This window comes from uncultured Aquabacterium sp., from assembly GCF_947366995.1.
Taxonomy (GTDB): Bacteria; Pseudomonadota; Gammaproteobacteria; order Burkholderiales; family Burkholderiaceae_C; genus Aquabacterium.
Window position 1 is genome coordinate 29,358 of the sequence record NZ_CANBCC010000032.1, and the last position, 13,006, is coordinate 42,363.

General features: G+C 67.2%; 14 protein-coding genes. 11 read left to right on the forward strand and 3 right to left on the reverse strand.

Annotated elements, in window-relative coordinates:
• The first annotated feature begins 526 nt into the window (after positions 1-526).
• A complete protein-coding gene (locus Q0Z44_RS10175) occupies positions 527-1,258 on the forward strand; it encodes a hypothetical protein (RefSeq protein ID WP_298012247.1) in 732 nt (243 codons plus the stop codon).
• A gap of 194 nt (positions 1,259-1,452) precedes the next feature.
• A complete protein-coding gene (gph, locus tag Q0Z44_RS10180) occupies positions 1,453-2,172 on the forward strand; it encodes a phosphoglycolate phosphatase (RefSeq protein ID WP_298012249.1) in 720 nt (239 codons plus the stop codon).
• A 52-nt stretch (positions 2,173-2,224) separates the two neighbouring features.
• On the opposite strand, the gene Q0Z44_RS10185 is transcribed toward gph, so the two are convergent.
• Positions 2,225-2,893 carry a chalcone isomerase family protein gene (locus Q0Z44_RS10185; protein ID WP_298012251.1) on the reverse strand — a complete coding sequence of 223 codons (669 nt, stop codon included), beginning with the start codon at positions 2,891-2,893 and terminating at the stop codon, positions 2,225-2,227.
• 386 nt (positions 2,894-3,279) lie between these two features.
• Here Q0Z44_RS10185 and trpE point away from each other — a divergent pair, with 386 nt between their 5' ends.
• Positions 3,280-4,758, forward strand: coding sequence for an anthranilate synthase component I (trpE, locus tag Q0Z44_RS10190; RefSeq protein WP_298012253.1), 1,479 nt, complete (start codon positions 3,280-3,282; stop codon positions 4,756-4,758).
• Positions 4,759-4,772: 14 nt separating this feature from the next.
• Here trpE and Q0Z44_RS10195 read toward each other — a convergent pair whose 3' ends face one another.
• Positions 4,773-5,912, reverse strand: coding sequence for an acyltransferase (locus tag Q0Z44_RS10195; RefSeq protein ID WP_298012256.1), 1,140 nt, complete (start codon positions 5,910-5,912; stop codon positions 4,773-4,775).
• Positions 5,913-6,250: 338 nt separating this feature from the next.
• Here Q0Z44_RS10195 and Q0Z44_RS10200 point away from each other — a divergent pair, with 338 nt between their 5' ends.
• Genes Q0Z44_RS10200 through Q0Z44_RS10215 form a run of 4 tightly spaced genes read left to right on the forward strand, consistent with a single transcriptional unit; the run spans position 6,251 to position 9,524 of the window.
• Positions 6,251-6,835: an aminodeoxychorismate/anthranilate synthase component II gene (locus Q0Z44_RS10200; RefSeq protein ID WP_298012259.1), complete on the forward strand. Its 585-nt coding sequence runs from the start codon at positions 6,251-6,253 to the stop codon at positions 6,833-6,835.
• Positions 6,836-6,845: 10 nt separating this feature from the next.
• Positions 6,846-7,886, forward strand: a complete 1,041-nt coding sequence (trpD, locus tag Q0Z44_RS10205; RefSeq protein ID WP_298012261.1) for an anthranilate phosphoribosyltransferase — start codon at positions 6,846-6,848, stop codon at positions 7,884-7,886.
• A 35-nt stretch (positions 7,887-7,921) separates the two neighbouring features.
• Positions 7,922-8,722 (forward strand): indole-3-glycerol phosphate synthase TrpC, encoded by an 801-nt coding sequence (gene trpC, locus Q0Z44_RS10210; protein ID WP_298012265.1) that lies wholly within the window; start codon positions 7,922-7,924, stop codon positions 8,720-8,722.
• Between the two features lie 55 nt (positions 8,723-8,777).
• On the forward strand, positions 8,778-9,524 hold the full coding sequence (locus Q0Z44_RS10215) for a uracil-DNA glycosylase (RefSeq protein WP_298012277.1): 747 nt from the start codon (positions 8,778-8,780) through the stop codon (positions 9,522-9,524).
• A gap of 14 nt (positions 9,525-9,538) precedes the next feature.
• On the opposite strand, the gene Q0Z44_RS10220 is transcribed toward Q0Z44_RS10215, so the two are convergent.
• On the reverse strand, positions 9,539-10,174 hold the full coding sequence (locus tag Q0Z44_RS10220) for a hypothetical protein (RefSeq protein ID WP_298012267.1): 636 nt from the start codon (positions 10,172-10,174) through the stop codon (positions 9,539-9,541).
• Between the two features lie 262 nt (positions 10,175-10,436).
• Between Q0Z44_RS10220 and Q0Z44_RS10225 the strand changes: the two genes are divergently transcribed.
• From Q0Z44_RS10225 to Q0Z44_RS10240, 4 genes are all read left to right on the forward strand, one after another.
• Positions 10,437-11,348 (forward strand): glycosyltransferase family 2 protein, encoded by a 912-nt coding sequence (locus Q0Z44_RS10225; RefSeq protein ID WP_298012269.1) that lies wholly within the window; start codon positions 10,437-10,439, stop codon positions 11,346-11,348.
• 133 nt (positions 11,349-11,481) lie between these two features.
• Positions 11,482-12,243: a polysaccharide biosynthesis/export family protein gene (locus Q0Z44_RS10230; protein ID WP_298012271.1), complete on the forward strand. Its 762-nt coding sequence runs from the start codon at positions 11,482-11,484 to the stop codon at positions 12,241-12,243.
• 25 nt (positions 12,244-12,268) lie between these two features.
• Positions 12,269-12,595 carry a hypothetical protein gene (locus Q0Z44_RS10235; RefSeq protein ID WP_298012273.1) on the forward strand — a complete coding sequence of 109 codons (327 nt, stop codon included), beginning with the start codon at positions 12,269-12,271 and terminating at the stop codon, positions 12,593-12,595.
• A gap of 57 nt (positions 12,596-12,652) precedes the next feature.
• A partial coding sequence (locus Q0Z44_RS10240) for a hypothetical protein (protein ID WP_298012275.1) occupies positions 12,653-13,006 on the forward strand: 354 nt, incomplete at its 3' end.

The following is a 13,006-nucleotide window of genomic DNA, read 5'->3' on the forward strand; positions in this document are numbered from 1 at the left end:
AGGACCGATCGAGGCGGGCCTGCATGCCGAGCCCACCCCGCTTGCTGCTGAGCGAATCGCCTGGTATCGAGCGGAGATTTTCAGGGCGTCGCGGGCTTGGTCGCCGTACAGAAGTCGCTGCGAGGCGGGGCTCTGCGCGTAGACGGGGCCATCGTTCATGTGCGGTGAAATACGGCTGCTCTGCCGCGCGCAGCACCGCGACCATTTGCTCTTCGGTAAATCGACTCTTTCTCATGCGCTCTATCGCAGGACGGGAGCCATCTTCCCAGGAATCGATGGAGCGAAAAAAAAAGGGCAGGTCACGACAGCGATGGGCACGAACATCAACGCGCCATGCCCCCGCAGTTCCAGGCGTCATGGGGGTTCTGGACAGAGCACGATGCCCCTTGGCAAGAAGGGCAGACGTGATGACAACCGCCCGCAATGAAGGCGTTGCATGAGGGGCGCAACCGCTCACCCTCTAATCGGCATGTTTCGGCTGACAAGGAGCCTCCTCCCTCCATGTCTTTTGGCGACGACGTTGCTCGTGGCAGCTTGTGACGCCCGTGAGCCCTTGTATGTGGGCGATCCTGAGGGAGTCAATCGCAACGGCCAGCCACAAGTGATCCTCAAACAGGATGAACTCCGTCTGAACGGATTTCCGATCAAGCAATACCGAACGAGAGCCACCGATCTGATACCCATCATCGGCACAGACATTTCCAGTCAAGCGTCATCCGATGCATACTGGAACGCAATGGGACTGCAAATTCATGCGGCCCCAGATGATGGCGCCCTCCCGGGTTCGCCAGAGTTGATTCACCGGGTTGTAGTATGGGTGAGGCCTGGGATCGACTACGGCAAGCATCGAGACTGCGATGCCTCAGCCCTTGCAAGGCATCGCGATTCCGTCCAGTTTCGGCTTGAGACCATGGATCAAGTAGAGAAGGAACATGGATTTCCCAGGAATGAAGCCGCGCGGAAGGAGCTCATTCACGAGCGATGCTCCATGGCCGGCAACACACCGGAGAACGCCTTCTCGGGCTACTTTGAAGTCGATGGCATACCCATTGGCCCGAACATGTCTCTGAAAGAGATTCAGTCCCGACGCAAGCAGCTTGGACTGGAACTGCTTTACATGGATTCTGGTCCACAAATTTATGCGGCACCGAAGGGAAAGACTGGTCCGGAAACCAATCAGACATGGATCTTCGAGGTCACTTCGGGCGACGGTGGAGTGATTGTCGATCAGCGGTTGAAAGCCATCAGCATTCCGTAGTTCGTAGTGAATGGCTGTAGGCTCTGTTCGGTGAATCGACGGAAGCGGCGGACCCGCGAGCCCTACATCTGAGCAAAGGGCACAAGACGGCATCGAACGTGCCCTCGATCGCGCCAATTGATGCTCGGGCGCGCCGGCGAGGGCAACGCCCCTCTGGTCTAATCTGCTTGGATGCATCTGGAGCGAAAATCCCCATGGCGCTGTCTTCTGTCCCCTCCACAACCACCTCCGCCGCCATCATCGACCTCGACGGCACCATGGTCGACACCCTCGGCGACTTCCTGGTCGTCCTGCGCCACACCCTCACCGACCTCGGCTGTCACCCCGTCGAACTGGCGCGCGTCGACCGCACCTTCATCTCGATGACCGTCGGCAAGGGCTCCGAGGACCTGTTGCGCCGCAGCCTGGCGCACGCGTGGGGCGTGCTGCCGGAGTCGAGCGAGGTGGCCCAGACCCTCCCAGAGGCGCTCGCCGTCTACCATCGCCACTACCCCGAGCACAACGGTCAGCACGCCGATGTCTTTCCTGGTGTGGCCGAAGGCCTGGCGCAACTCCGGGCGCTGGGGGTGCCCCTGGCCTGCCTGACCAACAAGCCCACCGCGTTCGCCCGGCAACTGCTGGAGCGCAAAGGCTTGCTGCCGTTCTTCCAGCACGTGTTCGGCGGAGACGCCTTCGAGCGCAAGAAGCCCGACCCTCTGCCGTTGCGCAAGACCTGCGAGGCGCTGGGCACCGAGCCCGCGCGCACCCTGATGGTGGGCGATTCGAGCAACGACGCCCAGGCGGCTGGCGCAGCCGGTTGCCCGGTGGTGCTGGTCACCTATGGCTACAACCACGGCCACCCCGTGCAGGACGTGCCGGCCCGCGCGCACATCGCTCGCCTGGATCAGGCCGACTGGCCCACCTTGCTGGCCTGACCGGGCCCGCGCGCGCGCATTCCCGGCACAGCCTCTCAAGCGCCGGTAGACCTCACTCCAGCGCGTCGAGCACCGCTGGCGCCTTATACGACAGCAGCGCGTCCCGCAGATCGGGGGAAGCGGGCTTGCTGCCCAGCCACACACGCAGCACGGCCGGGAAGAAGCGCTTGTCGGCAATCGGCAGCCCGGCCGGCTGGCCATTGACGAAGAACATCGTCCCGCGATCAGGCACGTGGTCTATCGCAAAGGTGTCGCCGGCGTTCAGCCGCTTGATGTGCGAGAACTGCTCGCCCATCTGCCGGATGGCGGGGATGAGGTTGAAGAACGCTTCGCGGTTGCTGTTGAGCTCGATGCCGCGCGTGATGGTCTTGCCGATCTCGTCCACCCGCATGCCCTGCAGCATCACGAAGCGCAACTGCACAGGGCCTGACATGTTGACCACGGCCTCGGCCTGGCTGCTTTTCTCGGGCGTGTACAGCGCCACGGTGTAGAGCTTGGCCACGGCGCGGTAGGTCACACCCGCGCCATTGAGTTGCAGCGTGCGGCCCTCCACCTTCAGGGTCTGGGGATAGCTGATCCCGAAGAGTTCGGTGGGTTGCGCCCATGCCGCGGGCAGCGTCAGGGCGGCGGTGGCCAGCCCGGAGGCGAATGCCGCGCGCAGCAAGCCCGTGCGGCGGTGGAGCCCGCTGCGGCCGGGCGTGCCGGATGGTGTCTCATGCATGGATGTCGTTCCCAATGGGGTCTCGGCGATTGTTGCGAGCCCGTCCTGTCGCGCAAGCTGGGTTTGCCCTCGGCGCGGTGGTGCAGGCCCTCGGCCGAGGGGCAAGACGTGCCAGGAGGGCCCTGATACACTGATCTGATGTTCATCTCTCGCAAGCACACCAAAGGGTCGCACGACCGGGGGGCATGGCCCTGGCGTCGCGGGTACGCCTGCGTGTGACAGCCGGTCCGCCGCCTGAGCAGGCGCGGTTCACAGGCTTTGCGTCCTTCCCCTCAAGGCAGCACCGCTTTCCAGGCCGATTTCGGCAACGCGGCCCTGGGGGTGACATCAGATGACATCGGGCAGGGCCCCTGGCGGCCGTGCCCTGGGCTTGGAGGCCCAGCACCATGATTACCGAAACCGAGTTCAATGCCCTGGCCGCACAAGGCCACAACCGCATCCCCCTGGTCGCCCAGGCCCTGGCCGACCTCGACACCCCGCTGTCGCTGTACCTCAAGCTCACGCAAGGCCGGCCCTTGAGCTTTCTGCTCGAGTCGGTCGTGGGGGGCGAGCGCTTCGGGCGCTACTCCTTCGTCGGTCTGCCCGCGCGCACGCTGGTGCGCTCCACCGGCCGTGCGGTCGAGGTCGTGACCGACGGCCACGTGGTCGAGCGCCACGACACCAACCCGCTCGATTTCATCGCCGAGTACCAGCAGCGCTTCAAGGCGGCAGTGCCGAAAGGCCTGCCCCGTTTCTGCGGGGGGCTGGCTGGCTACTTCGGCTATGACACCGTGCGCCACATCGAACACCGTCTGGCGAACACCCACAAGCCTGGCGGCATCGGCACGCCGGACATCCTGCTGCTGCAGTGCGAGGAACTGGCGGTCATCGACAACCTCGCTGACCGCCTCTTCCTGATCGTCTACGCCGATCCGGCCCAGCCCGGCGCTTACGATCGCGCAGCCGCCCGCATCGCCGAGTTGCAGGCGCAGCTTCACGCCGTGGTGCCGGTGCCGCCCATTACCCCCACCGAGTCCCATCCGGTCGAGCGTCACTTCGCCAAGGCCGATTTCGAGGCCGCGGTGCGCAAGTGCAAGGAGTACATCGCCGCCGGCGACTGCATGCAGGTCGTGATCGGCCAGCGCCTGCAAAAGCGCTTCACGGCGTCCCCGCTGACGCTGTACCGCGCGCTGCGCTCGCTCAACCCGAGCCCCTACATGTACTACTACGACATGGGCGACCACCATGTCGTCGGCTCCAGCCCCGAGATCCTGGTGCGCCAGGAGCGCAACGCCGAAGGCGGCGAAACCGTCACCATCCGTCCGATTGCCGGCACACGCCCGCGTGGCGCCACCCCCGAGCAGGACCAGGCCAACGAAGTCGAGCTGCTGGCTGACCCGAAGGAGCGCGCCGAGCACGTCATGCTGATCGACCTGGCGCGCAACGACATCGGCCGCATCGCCAAGACCGGTTCGGTCAAGGTCACCGAGGCGTTTGGCATCGAGCGCTATTCGCACGTCATGCACATCGTCAGCAACGTGGAGGGCGACCTCAAGGATGGCATGACCGGGCTCGATGTGCTGCGCGCCAGCTTCCCGGCCGGCACGCTGAGCGGCGCGCCCAAGATCCGCGCGATGGAGATCATCGACGAGCTCGAGCCCGTGCAGCGCGGTGTCTACGGCGGCGCCGTCGGCTACCTGAGCTTTGCCGGCGACATGGACGTCGCCATTGCCATCCGCACCGGTGTCATCAAGGACCAGACGCTGTACGTGCAGGCCGGTGCCGGCGTCGTGGCCGATTCGGTGCCCGAGCTGGAATGGAAGGAAACCGAGGTCAAGGCCCGCGCGGTGGTGCGCGCCGCCGAGATGGCCGAGCAGGGACTGTGAGCCGCTGAGCGGCCTCAGCGCAGCAGGCGTGTCCGCAGGGCCGCCTGCGCCGGCATCTCGATCAGTCGGTACACGGGCACGGCCAGCGCAAACGTCACCACCAGGTAGCCCAGCAGCCAGAAGGGCGAGCCCAGCGGCAGACGGTCAGGCTGTCCGCCGCTGAGCAGCGCCACGGCGAGCTGCAGCGGGTAGTGCAGCAGGTAGCTCGCGTAGGTGGTATGGCCCAGCGTGCCGATCAGGTTGGCCAGGCGCCCCGGGCGCGGCTGCACGCCGCGCAACAACCCGAGCATAGCCAACGGGGCGAGCAGCGCCACGTAGAACATCGGCCGGAGCAAGCCGAACGCCGTCGCTGCCGTGCCGAGGACCAGCAGCAGCGCGCCCGCCACCACACTGCCGCGTTGAAAGCCTGTCGGCAACCGGCCGAGCGCCTGGTGGGCCAGGTGCGTCAGTGCACCCAGGTAGAAGAAGAACACGCACAGCACCAGCGGGTGCTCGGTGAGGCGGCTGGCGTACACCGCCCCCGCCATGCCGATGATGGCGACCACGTGCCACGTGCGCGTCCAACCCAGCCGGCACAGCGCGTAGAACAGCCCATACGCCAGGACCTCGATCGAAACACTCCAGATCGGGCCGTTGAACGACCACTCGCTGCGGCCGGGCCAGTCGCTGGCCAGGAACAGGTGCAGCACGAAGTGCTTCAGGTCGTTGTACTGGTAGACGTAGTCCACGCCATGCTGAGCGCGGTACAGCCACGCCATGCCGGCCACTGCCAGCAGCGTCAGCAGGTGCAGGGGGTAAAGCCTCGAGAAGCGCAGCGCGGCAAAGCGCCACGCCGGAACCCGTCCCTCGGACACGGGGCGCGCGTACTTCCAGAAAAAGATGAAGCCCGACAAGGCCCAGAACACCTGCACGCCGAGCCAGCCGGCTTCATAGAAGGGCTTCAACAGCGCATACAGCGGTTGCCCCTCGATGTGAAAGCCCTGGTGCGCCGTGCCACGCACATAAAAATGGTTGTAGTGCCACAGCAGCACGGACACGGCGCATGCAAAGCGCAGGAGCTCCAGGCCGAGCAACGTGGGCTCGGCCGCCACACGGGCGCCGGCAGGAGCGGAGGTAGAGGCCACCGGCACGGTGGAAGCGGAAGGAGCGGACACGCGGTGGCGGGGAGCGAGGAGTCGTGGACGCGCCATCTTGGCACGAGGGTCGGTGTCATGGCTGCGACGGCCCGCCCCCGCAATCAGGGCCATGTCGACACGGGGCCACACGGCCGGACAGCCCATGTAGAATCATCCGCATGCAGCAACCCTCGGACTTCCTCCGCCTGATGCACCGCTGGTGGCGGTGACGCCAGACAGACACGCTTGCCTCTGCGGCCGGTCCCCACCGGTGCGCCACCTGATCAGAGGCCCCGAGGGGGGACGTCACGGCGTCTGAACCGTGCACCGAAGGCGGCCTGCCCGCCCCATGAACCACCTCCACACAGGACGTGCCCATGCTGCTCATGATCGACAACTACGACAGTTTCACCTTCAACCTGGTGCAGTACTTCTGCGAACTGGGCGAAGAGGTTAAGGTCGTTCGCAACGACGAAATCACCCTCGACGACATTGCCGCGCTGAAGCCGGACCGTCTGGTGCTCTCGCCTGGCCCGTGTTCGCCCGCAGAGGCCGGCGTGTGCGTGCCAGCGCTGCAGCGCTTCACCGGCCAGCTGCCCATCCTGGGCGTGTGCCTGGGCCACCAGAGCATCGGTGCGGCGCTCGGCGGCCACGTGATCCGCGCCCAGGTGCAGATGCACGGCAAGACCAGCGTCATCCACACCGACCAGAAGGGTGTTTACGCCGGCCTGCCCGCCGAGTTCACCGTGATCCGCTACCACTCGCTGGCCATCGAGCGGGCCACCCTGCCCGAGTGCCTGGAAATCACCTCTTGGACGGACGACGGCGAGATCATGGGGGTGCGCCACAAGGGCCCGCAGACCGACCCGAACTTCGCGCCGCTCGAAGGCGTGCAGTTCCACCCCGAATCGATCCTGACCGAGCACGGCCACGCCATGCTCAAGAACTTCCTGACGATGTGAGGACGGCGTCATGACGCAACTGACCGACCAGCAGGCGCTGCAACGCGTCATCGAGCACCGCGAGATCTTCCACGACGAGATGCTGGGGCTGATGCGCCGCATCATGCAGGGCGAGATGTCGCCGGTCGTCATGGCCGCGCTGGTGACCGGTCTGCGCGTCAAGAAGGAAACCGTGGGCGAGCTGTCGGCGGCCGCGCAGGTGATGCGCGAGTTCGCCACCCCGGTGCAGGTTGACGACACCGCGAACCTCATCGACCTGTGCGGCACCGGTGGGGACGGCGCCCACACCTTCAACATCTCGACGACGGCGATGTTCGTGGCCGCGGCGGCCGGCGCCCGCGTGGCCAAGCACGGCGGCCGCAGCGTGTCGTCCAGCACCGGCAGCGCCGATGTGCTCGAGGCCCTGGGTGCCTACATCAACCTGAACCCCGAACAGGTGGCCAGCTGCCTGGCCGACACCGGCGTGGGCTTCATGTTTGCTCCCAACCACCATGGCGCCATGAAGCACGCCGCCCCCGTCCGCAAGGAGTTGGGCGTGCGCACCATGTTCAACATCCTCGGGCCCTTGACCAACCCGGCCGGTGCGCCCAACCAGCTGATGGGTGTGTTTCACCCCGATCTGGTCGGCATCCAGGCCCGCGTGCTGCAGCGCCTGGGTTCGCGCCACGTGATGGTGGTGCACGGTTGCGACGGACTGGATGAGATCACGTTGGCCGGCCCGACCATGGTGGCCGAGCTGAAGAACGGCCAGGTCGACGAGTACACCATCACGCCCGAGCAGTTCGGGATGGCCGAGCACGACGGCTCGGCGCTGAAGGCCCACAACCGCGAGGCGTCGGTGGCCATCGTGCAGCGCGTGCTGGCCAACGAGGCGGGTCCCGCCCGCGACATCGTGCTGCTCAACGCGGGTGCCGCGCTGTATGCATCTGACGTGGCCGACACGCTGGCCGATGGCGTCGAACGCGCCCGCGAGGCCCTGGCCAGCGGCCGGGCCCGCGACACGCTGAACCGATTCGTGCAGGCCACCCAGGCCTTCGCTCCCCGCGCCTGACGCGCGCCCCGACCCTCCGAGCCCGATTGCGCACCATGTCCGACATCCTCGACAAGATCAACGCCGTCAAGCACGAAGAAGTGGCCGCCGCGCGCCAGCGCAAGCCGCTGCAGGCCGTGCGTGAGGAGGCCGAGGCCCGTCATCGCGCCGGCCACGACCACCGCGACTTCGTCGGGGCCCTGCGCGCGAAGATCGCCGCCGGCCGCCCGGGCGTCATCGCCGAAGTGAAAAAGGCCAGCCCGAGCAAGGGCGTGCTGCGCGAGCATTTCGTGCCGGCCGACATCGCCCGCAGCTACGCCGAGCACGGTGCTGCCTGCCTCAGTGTGCTCACCGACGAGCGCTTCTTTCAGGGCCACGCCGATTACCTGAAGCAGGCCCGTGCTGCGTGCGCGCTGCCGGCCCTGCGCAAGGACTTCCTGGTTGACGAATACCAGGTGTTCGAAGCCGCAGCCTGGGGCGCCGACGCCATCCTCCTGATTGCCGCCAGCCTGACCGATGCACAGATGGCCGACTTCGAGGCCGTGGCCCATGGGCTGGGCCTGGCGGTGCTGGTCGAGGTGCACGATGGTGACGAGCTCGACCGGGCGCTGAAGCTCAAGACCCCGCTGGTGGGCATCAACAACCGCAACCTGCGCACTTTCGAGGTCACGCTGGACACCACGCTGGGCCTGCTGCCCCGCGTGCCGGCCGACCGCCTGCTGGTGACCGAATCCGGCATCCTGGGCGCCGACGACGTGCGCCGCATGCGCGAGGCCCATGTGCACGCCTTCCTGGTGGGCGAGGCCTTCATGCGCCAGCCTGACCCCGGCGTGGCGCTGGCCACGCTGTTTGCCTGAGGATCAGCGGGTGAGCCAGTCCGACCTGTTCGGTGCCGCCGAGGGGCAGCCGTCGATGTCCGATGCCGCTGAAACGCGGCCTGTCGCGCTGGCGGCACGGCTGGCAGACCTGTTCGACGCCGTGCCGCCTGACTGGCGGCCGCTCACCGATGCCTTTCGTGCCTCACCGGCTGGGCAGGCGCTGATATCGCGCGTCGACGCGGCCCGTGAAGCGGGCGCCGTGATTTATCCGGCCGACGTGTTCGCGGCCCTGCACCACACCCGCCGTGCCGACGTGCGCGTCGTGATCCTGGGGCAGGACCCGTACCATGGCCCCGGTCAGGCGCATGGCCTCGCGTTTTCCGTGCAGCCGGGGGTGGCCATCCCGCCCAGCCTGCGTAACATCCGCAAAGAGGTCCAGCGCGACCTCGGCTTGCCTGCGCCGGCGCATGGCAGCCTCACGGCCTGGGCCGACCGCGGCGTGCTGCTGCTCAACACCGTGCTCACGGTGGAGCAGGGCCAGGCGGCCAGCCATGCCGGTTGGGGCTGGGAGGCGCTGACCGACGCGCTGATCGCCGCCGTGGCGGCCGACCCCGGCCCGCGCGTGTTCATGCTGTGGGGCGCGCACGCGCAGCGCAAGCTGGCGCTGATCGAAGCGGCCGGCGAAGCCCGGTCTGGCGAGATCCGGGTGCTGCAGAGCAACCATCCGTCCCCGTTGTCGGCCACGCGGGGCCCCGTGCCCTTCGTGGGCAACGGGCACTTCGGGGCCGCACACGACTTCTGGGCCGCGCACGGGCACCACCTGGACTGGGCTTTCAGCTGAACCCGGGCTGACCTTCAGCGGAAGTACCACTGCGTGTTGACGCCGACGTGGTCTGCGTCGATCCGCACACCTTGCACTTTGAAGTGCTCCTTCACGTAGCGCAGGCTCAAGCCCCAGCTCGGCGTCACCCGCCATTCGCCTTCCAGCACGACGCCAGGGGCGCTCTGGAGGTGGTAGGTGGCGTCGAAGCCGGTCACCTCCGTGCCGTCCGGTAGCGCGACGTTGGCGTTCTTGTAGCGCAGCACGGGCCGGGTCGCGCGGCGCACCCCCACCCCCAGCGAGGCCCGGTCACTGAAGTGATAGAAGCCCAGCACCTCGACCGGATAGCGCCGGAAGAAGACCCGGTCGTTGTCGATGCCGTTGGACTGGTCGTTGTGGATGCCGTAGCTGGCGCGCACGGACACCGGCATGTCGGCCAGGCGGAATGACAAGCCCACCCGGCCCTCGACGCCGGCCCCGGCGCTGATGTCCTCGTCGAACTCGGCGCCGCCGCCGCGCTGTCGGACCGTCACCGGAACCAGGGTTTCGCCCCCGCTCGTGTAACCGATTCCGACAAAAGGCCGCAGTGCAGCGGGCGAAGCCGTGCCCTGCTGGGCGTGAACCGTGGAAAAGACGCTGCACAGCAGTGCGGCGGCGATGGTAAAGCGCATGGCGTTCCCTGAATTGTGATGAAAGCGCAGACCCGATGATGCCCGCGGTAAGGGGGCAAGGGGCCCCACGGGACCCCCGGGTTTTGTCGGATATGACACAAAGGCGGGATCGCCTCCACCGGATCAAGGGGGCGTCCGGAAAGCAGAACCGCGTTCAGAATCAACCTGTTACAGATGCACGCGCCACATCAAGTCGCGGCTGTTTTCAGATTGGGGCGGGTGCGCACGCGGTGTGCCTGCCCCCGACAGAAAGCCTCCCCTCATGCCCACCCCTCAGACGGCCCTGCGTCCTCAGCCCCCCTCGCTGGGTGTCGTGATCGTCAACTACCGAACTTACGATCTGACGATGCAGTGCGTGGCGTCGTTGCTGACCCATTCCATCGCAGCGGCGGGCGACATCGTGGTGGTCGACAACGATTCGCCCGACGGCTCCGGCGAGCGATTGCAGCGTGACCTGCCGGTCGGCGTAGTCACCGTGCTGTCGCGCTGCAATGGGGGATTCGGTGCGGGTGTCAACATCGGCGTGGCCGCCCTGCGCACGGACCTGGTGCTCGTGCTCAACCCCGACACCTACTTTCGACGCAATCAGGTCGAAGCGGTGCAAGGCCTGTTTGCCCGGCACGAGCGCCTCGGCGTGGCCGGGCTCAAGCTCATCAACCCCGACGGTTCGCTGCAGTACTCGGCGCGGCGCTTCTACTCGCTGCCCGACATCCTGGCTCGGCGCACGGCACTCGGCCGGGTGGCGCCCCTGCGCCGCCTGGTGAACTCGCACCTGCTGAAGCGCAATTGGCGCGAAGGCCCGTTCGAAGCCGATTGGGTGATGGGCACGGGCTTCGTCGTGCGCCGCGCCGCATTCGAGGACGTCGGGCGCATGGATGAGGGCTATTTCCTGTATTTCGAGGAGGTCGACCTGTGCGCGCGCATGTGGGTCAAGGGCTGGCGCGTGATGGCGCTGCCCGAAGTCGAACTGGTGCACGAGCACCAGCGCCACAGCGCCGCCGGCATCTGGTCGAACTCCGGGCAGACCCACCTGCGCAGCATGGTCCGCTTCTTCCACAAGTTCGGCGTGCCCTGGCTGTGGCGCCCCCGGCGGGAGCAGATGCAGCGCGCTTACCACCGCTGGCGCCGCCAGTTCGACGAGGTGCACCGCGCCCGCCGTGACGCGGCCACATGAATGGGTGTGACGGCGTCGCCAGCACGGCGGCCCCTCGTATGATCGGACGAGGCCGTCCCGCCCCCGTGCGCCGGTCTTGCCCACCCCTAGCCCCAGACCTCGCAGTACCCGGACCGGGTGCTGGTGTGCCCCCATGAAGCTTCCTCTGATCGCGCTCTGCCTGGCGGCCCTGTCGGCCTGCACGCCCATGGGCAACCTGACCCCATCGGCCGAGATGGCCCGGCTGCGCGTGCTGACCCCGGCGGATGTGGCCCGCATGGCGGCCGAGCCGACCCGTGTCCACCCGGGCGACACCCTGCGCATCATCCGCGACGCCCAGGACGGTGCAATGGACCTGCGCAACCTCGTGGAAGACAGCCAGACCCAGCTTTACGTGGTGCGCCCGGACGGCAGTTTCTCCTACCGCCATGCGGGGCGTATCCAGGCCGGGGGCAAGACGCCGGACGAACTGGCGCAGACCTTGCGTGAGCGCCTCGCATCGGTCTACCGCGAGCCGGGGGTCACCATCAACATCGTCAGTTCGCCGAGCAGCAAGGTCGTCATCGGGGGGGCGGTGCGCACCCCCGCCGCATTCGACATGTCGGCCGTGGCCACAGTCGAACAGGGCCTGTTCGCCACCGGCGGCCTCCTGCCCTCGGCGGATCCGCGCCGCGTGGCCCTGCTGCGCCTGGACGACGCCCAGCGCTACCAGCTCTACTTCATCGACTTCAGCGGCCTGCTCGACGGGGTGACCGGCCTGCCGACCCTGGCCTTCCGCCGCGGCGACATCCTGTTCGTGCCCAAGGCGTGGGCCGGCAACATGGGCGATGGGGTCGACGTGTACATCAACCAGCTGCTGCCATTCACCCGTTCGCTGGGTGTCAGCTACAGCTGGGGTGAGACCAAGATCAAGTGACGACGCACGCGGCCCCCCTCAGACCATGATCGACATCCGTTCTTTCCGCGACCTCGTCCGGCTTTTCTACATCTACCGCCGCGCCTTCGTGATCGCGCTGTGGCTCACCGTGGCCCTGGTGGTGGCTGGCGCCTTTCTGCTGCCAACCCGTTACGCCTCGGAGGCACGGCTGCTCGTCAAACCCGGCCGCGAGAACCTGACCGTGCCCATTGACGTGGGCGAGCGGCAGGCGTTCGCGCCCATGTCGACGCAGCGCGACCCGATCGCCGACGAAGAAAAGATGCTCACCGGCCGCCCGGTGGTGATGCAGGTGGCGCGCCTGTACCTCAATGAGATGGCCCAGGCACAGTAGGCGCCGGCCAGCGCGTGGAAGAAGATCAAGCTGGGCGCGAAGCAGGCGATACAGGCGGTGCTCGACGGCCTGCGCAGCGCGCTGGTGCTGATTGGCCTGACCGAGGCGCAGAGCCCCGAAGAGCGCCTGGCCGCGCGGTTCGAAGACCGCTTCGCCGTGACGCACACGCCGGGCTCGAACGTGATGGAGCTCAGCTTCACCTGGGACGACCCGCTGGTGGCGCAGCGGGTGCTGCAGACTTGGGTGCGCGTCTACACCGACGAGCGTACGGCGGTGCTGGGCCGCAAGAGCCTGGTGGCGTTCTACGACGGCAAGGTGCGCGATGCGGACCAGCAGGTCGATTCGCTGAAGGGCCAGTTGCGCGCGCGGCTGGAGGCGATCGACGGGCTGAGCGCGAGCGAGCGCCTCACC

Excerpts from the sequence above, each read along its gene's own strand:
- Q0Z44_RS10235 (WP_298012273.1), top strand. The coding sequence starts at position 12,269 with ATGATCGACATCCGTTCTTTCCGCGACCTCGTCCGGCTTTTCTACATC.
- Q0Z44_RS10185 (WP_298012251.1), bottom strand. The coding sequence starts at position 2,893 with ATGCATGAGACACCATCCGGCACGCCCGGCCGCAGCGGGCTCCACCGC.
- Q0Z44_RS10230 (WP_298012271.1), top strand. The coding sequence starts at position 11,482 with ATGAAGCTTCCTCTGATCGCGCTCTGCCTGGCGGCCCTGTCGGCCTGC.
- trpE (WP_298012253.1), top strand. The coding sequence starts at position 3,280 with ATGATTACCGAAACCGAGTTCAATGCCCTGGCCGCACAAGGCCACAAC.
- Q0Z44_RS10200 (WP_298012259.1), top strand. The coding sequence starts at position 6,251 with ATGCTGCTCATGATCGACAACTACGACAGTTTCACCTTCAACCTGGTG.
- trpD (WP_298012261.1), top strand. The coding sequence starts at position 6,846 with ATGACGCAACTGACCGACCAGCAGGCGCTGCAACGCGTCATCGAGCAC.
- gph (WP_298012249.1), top strand. The coding sequence starts at position 1,453 with ATGGCGCTGTCTTCTGTCCCCTCCACAACCACCTCCGCCGCCATCATC.
- trpC (WP_298012265.1), top strand. The coding sequence starts at position 7,922 with ATGTCCGACATCCTCGACAAGATCAACGCCGTCAAGCACGAAGAAGTG.
- Q0Z44_RS10220 (WP_298012267.1), bottom strand. The coding sequence starts at position 10,174 with ATGCGCTTTACCATCGCCGCCGCACTGCTGTGCAGCGTCTTTTCCACG.
- Q0Z44_RS10225 (WP_298012269.1), top strand. The coding sequence starts at position 10,437 with ATGCCCACCCCTCAGACGGCCCTGCGTCCTCAGCCCCCCTCGCTGGGT.
- Q0Z44_RS10215 (WP_298012277.1), top strand. The coding sequence starts at position 8,778 with ATGTCCGATGCCGCTGAAACGCGGCCTGTCGCGCTGGCGGCACGGCTG.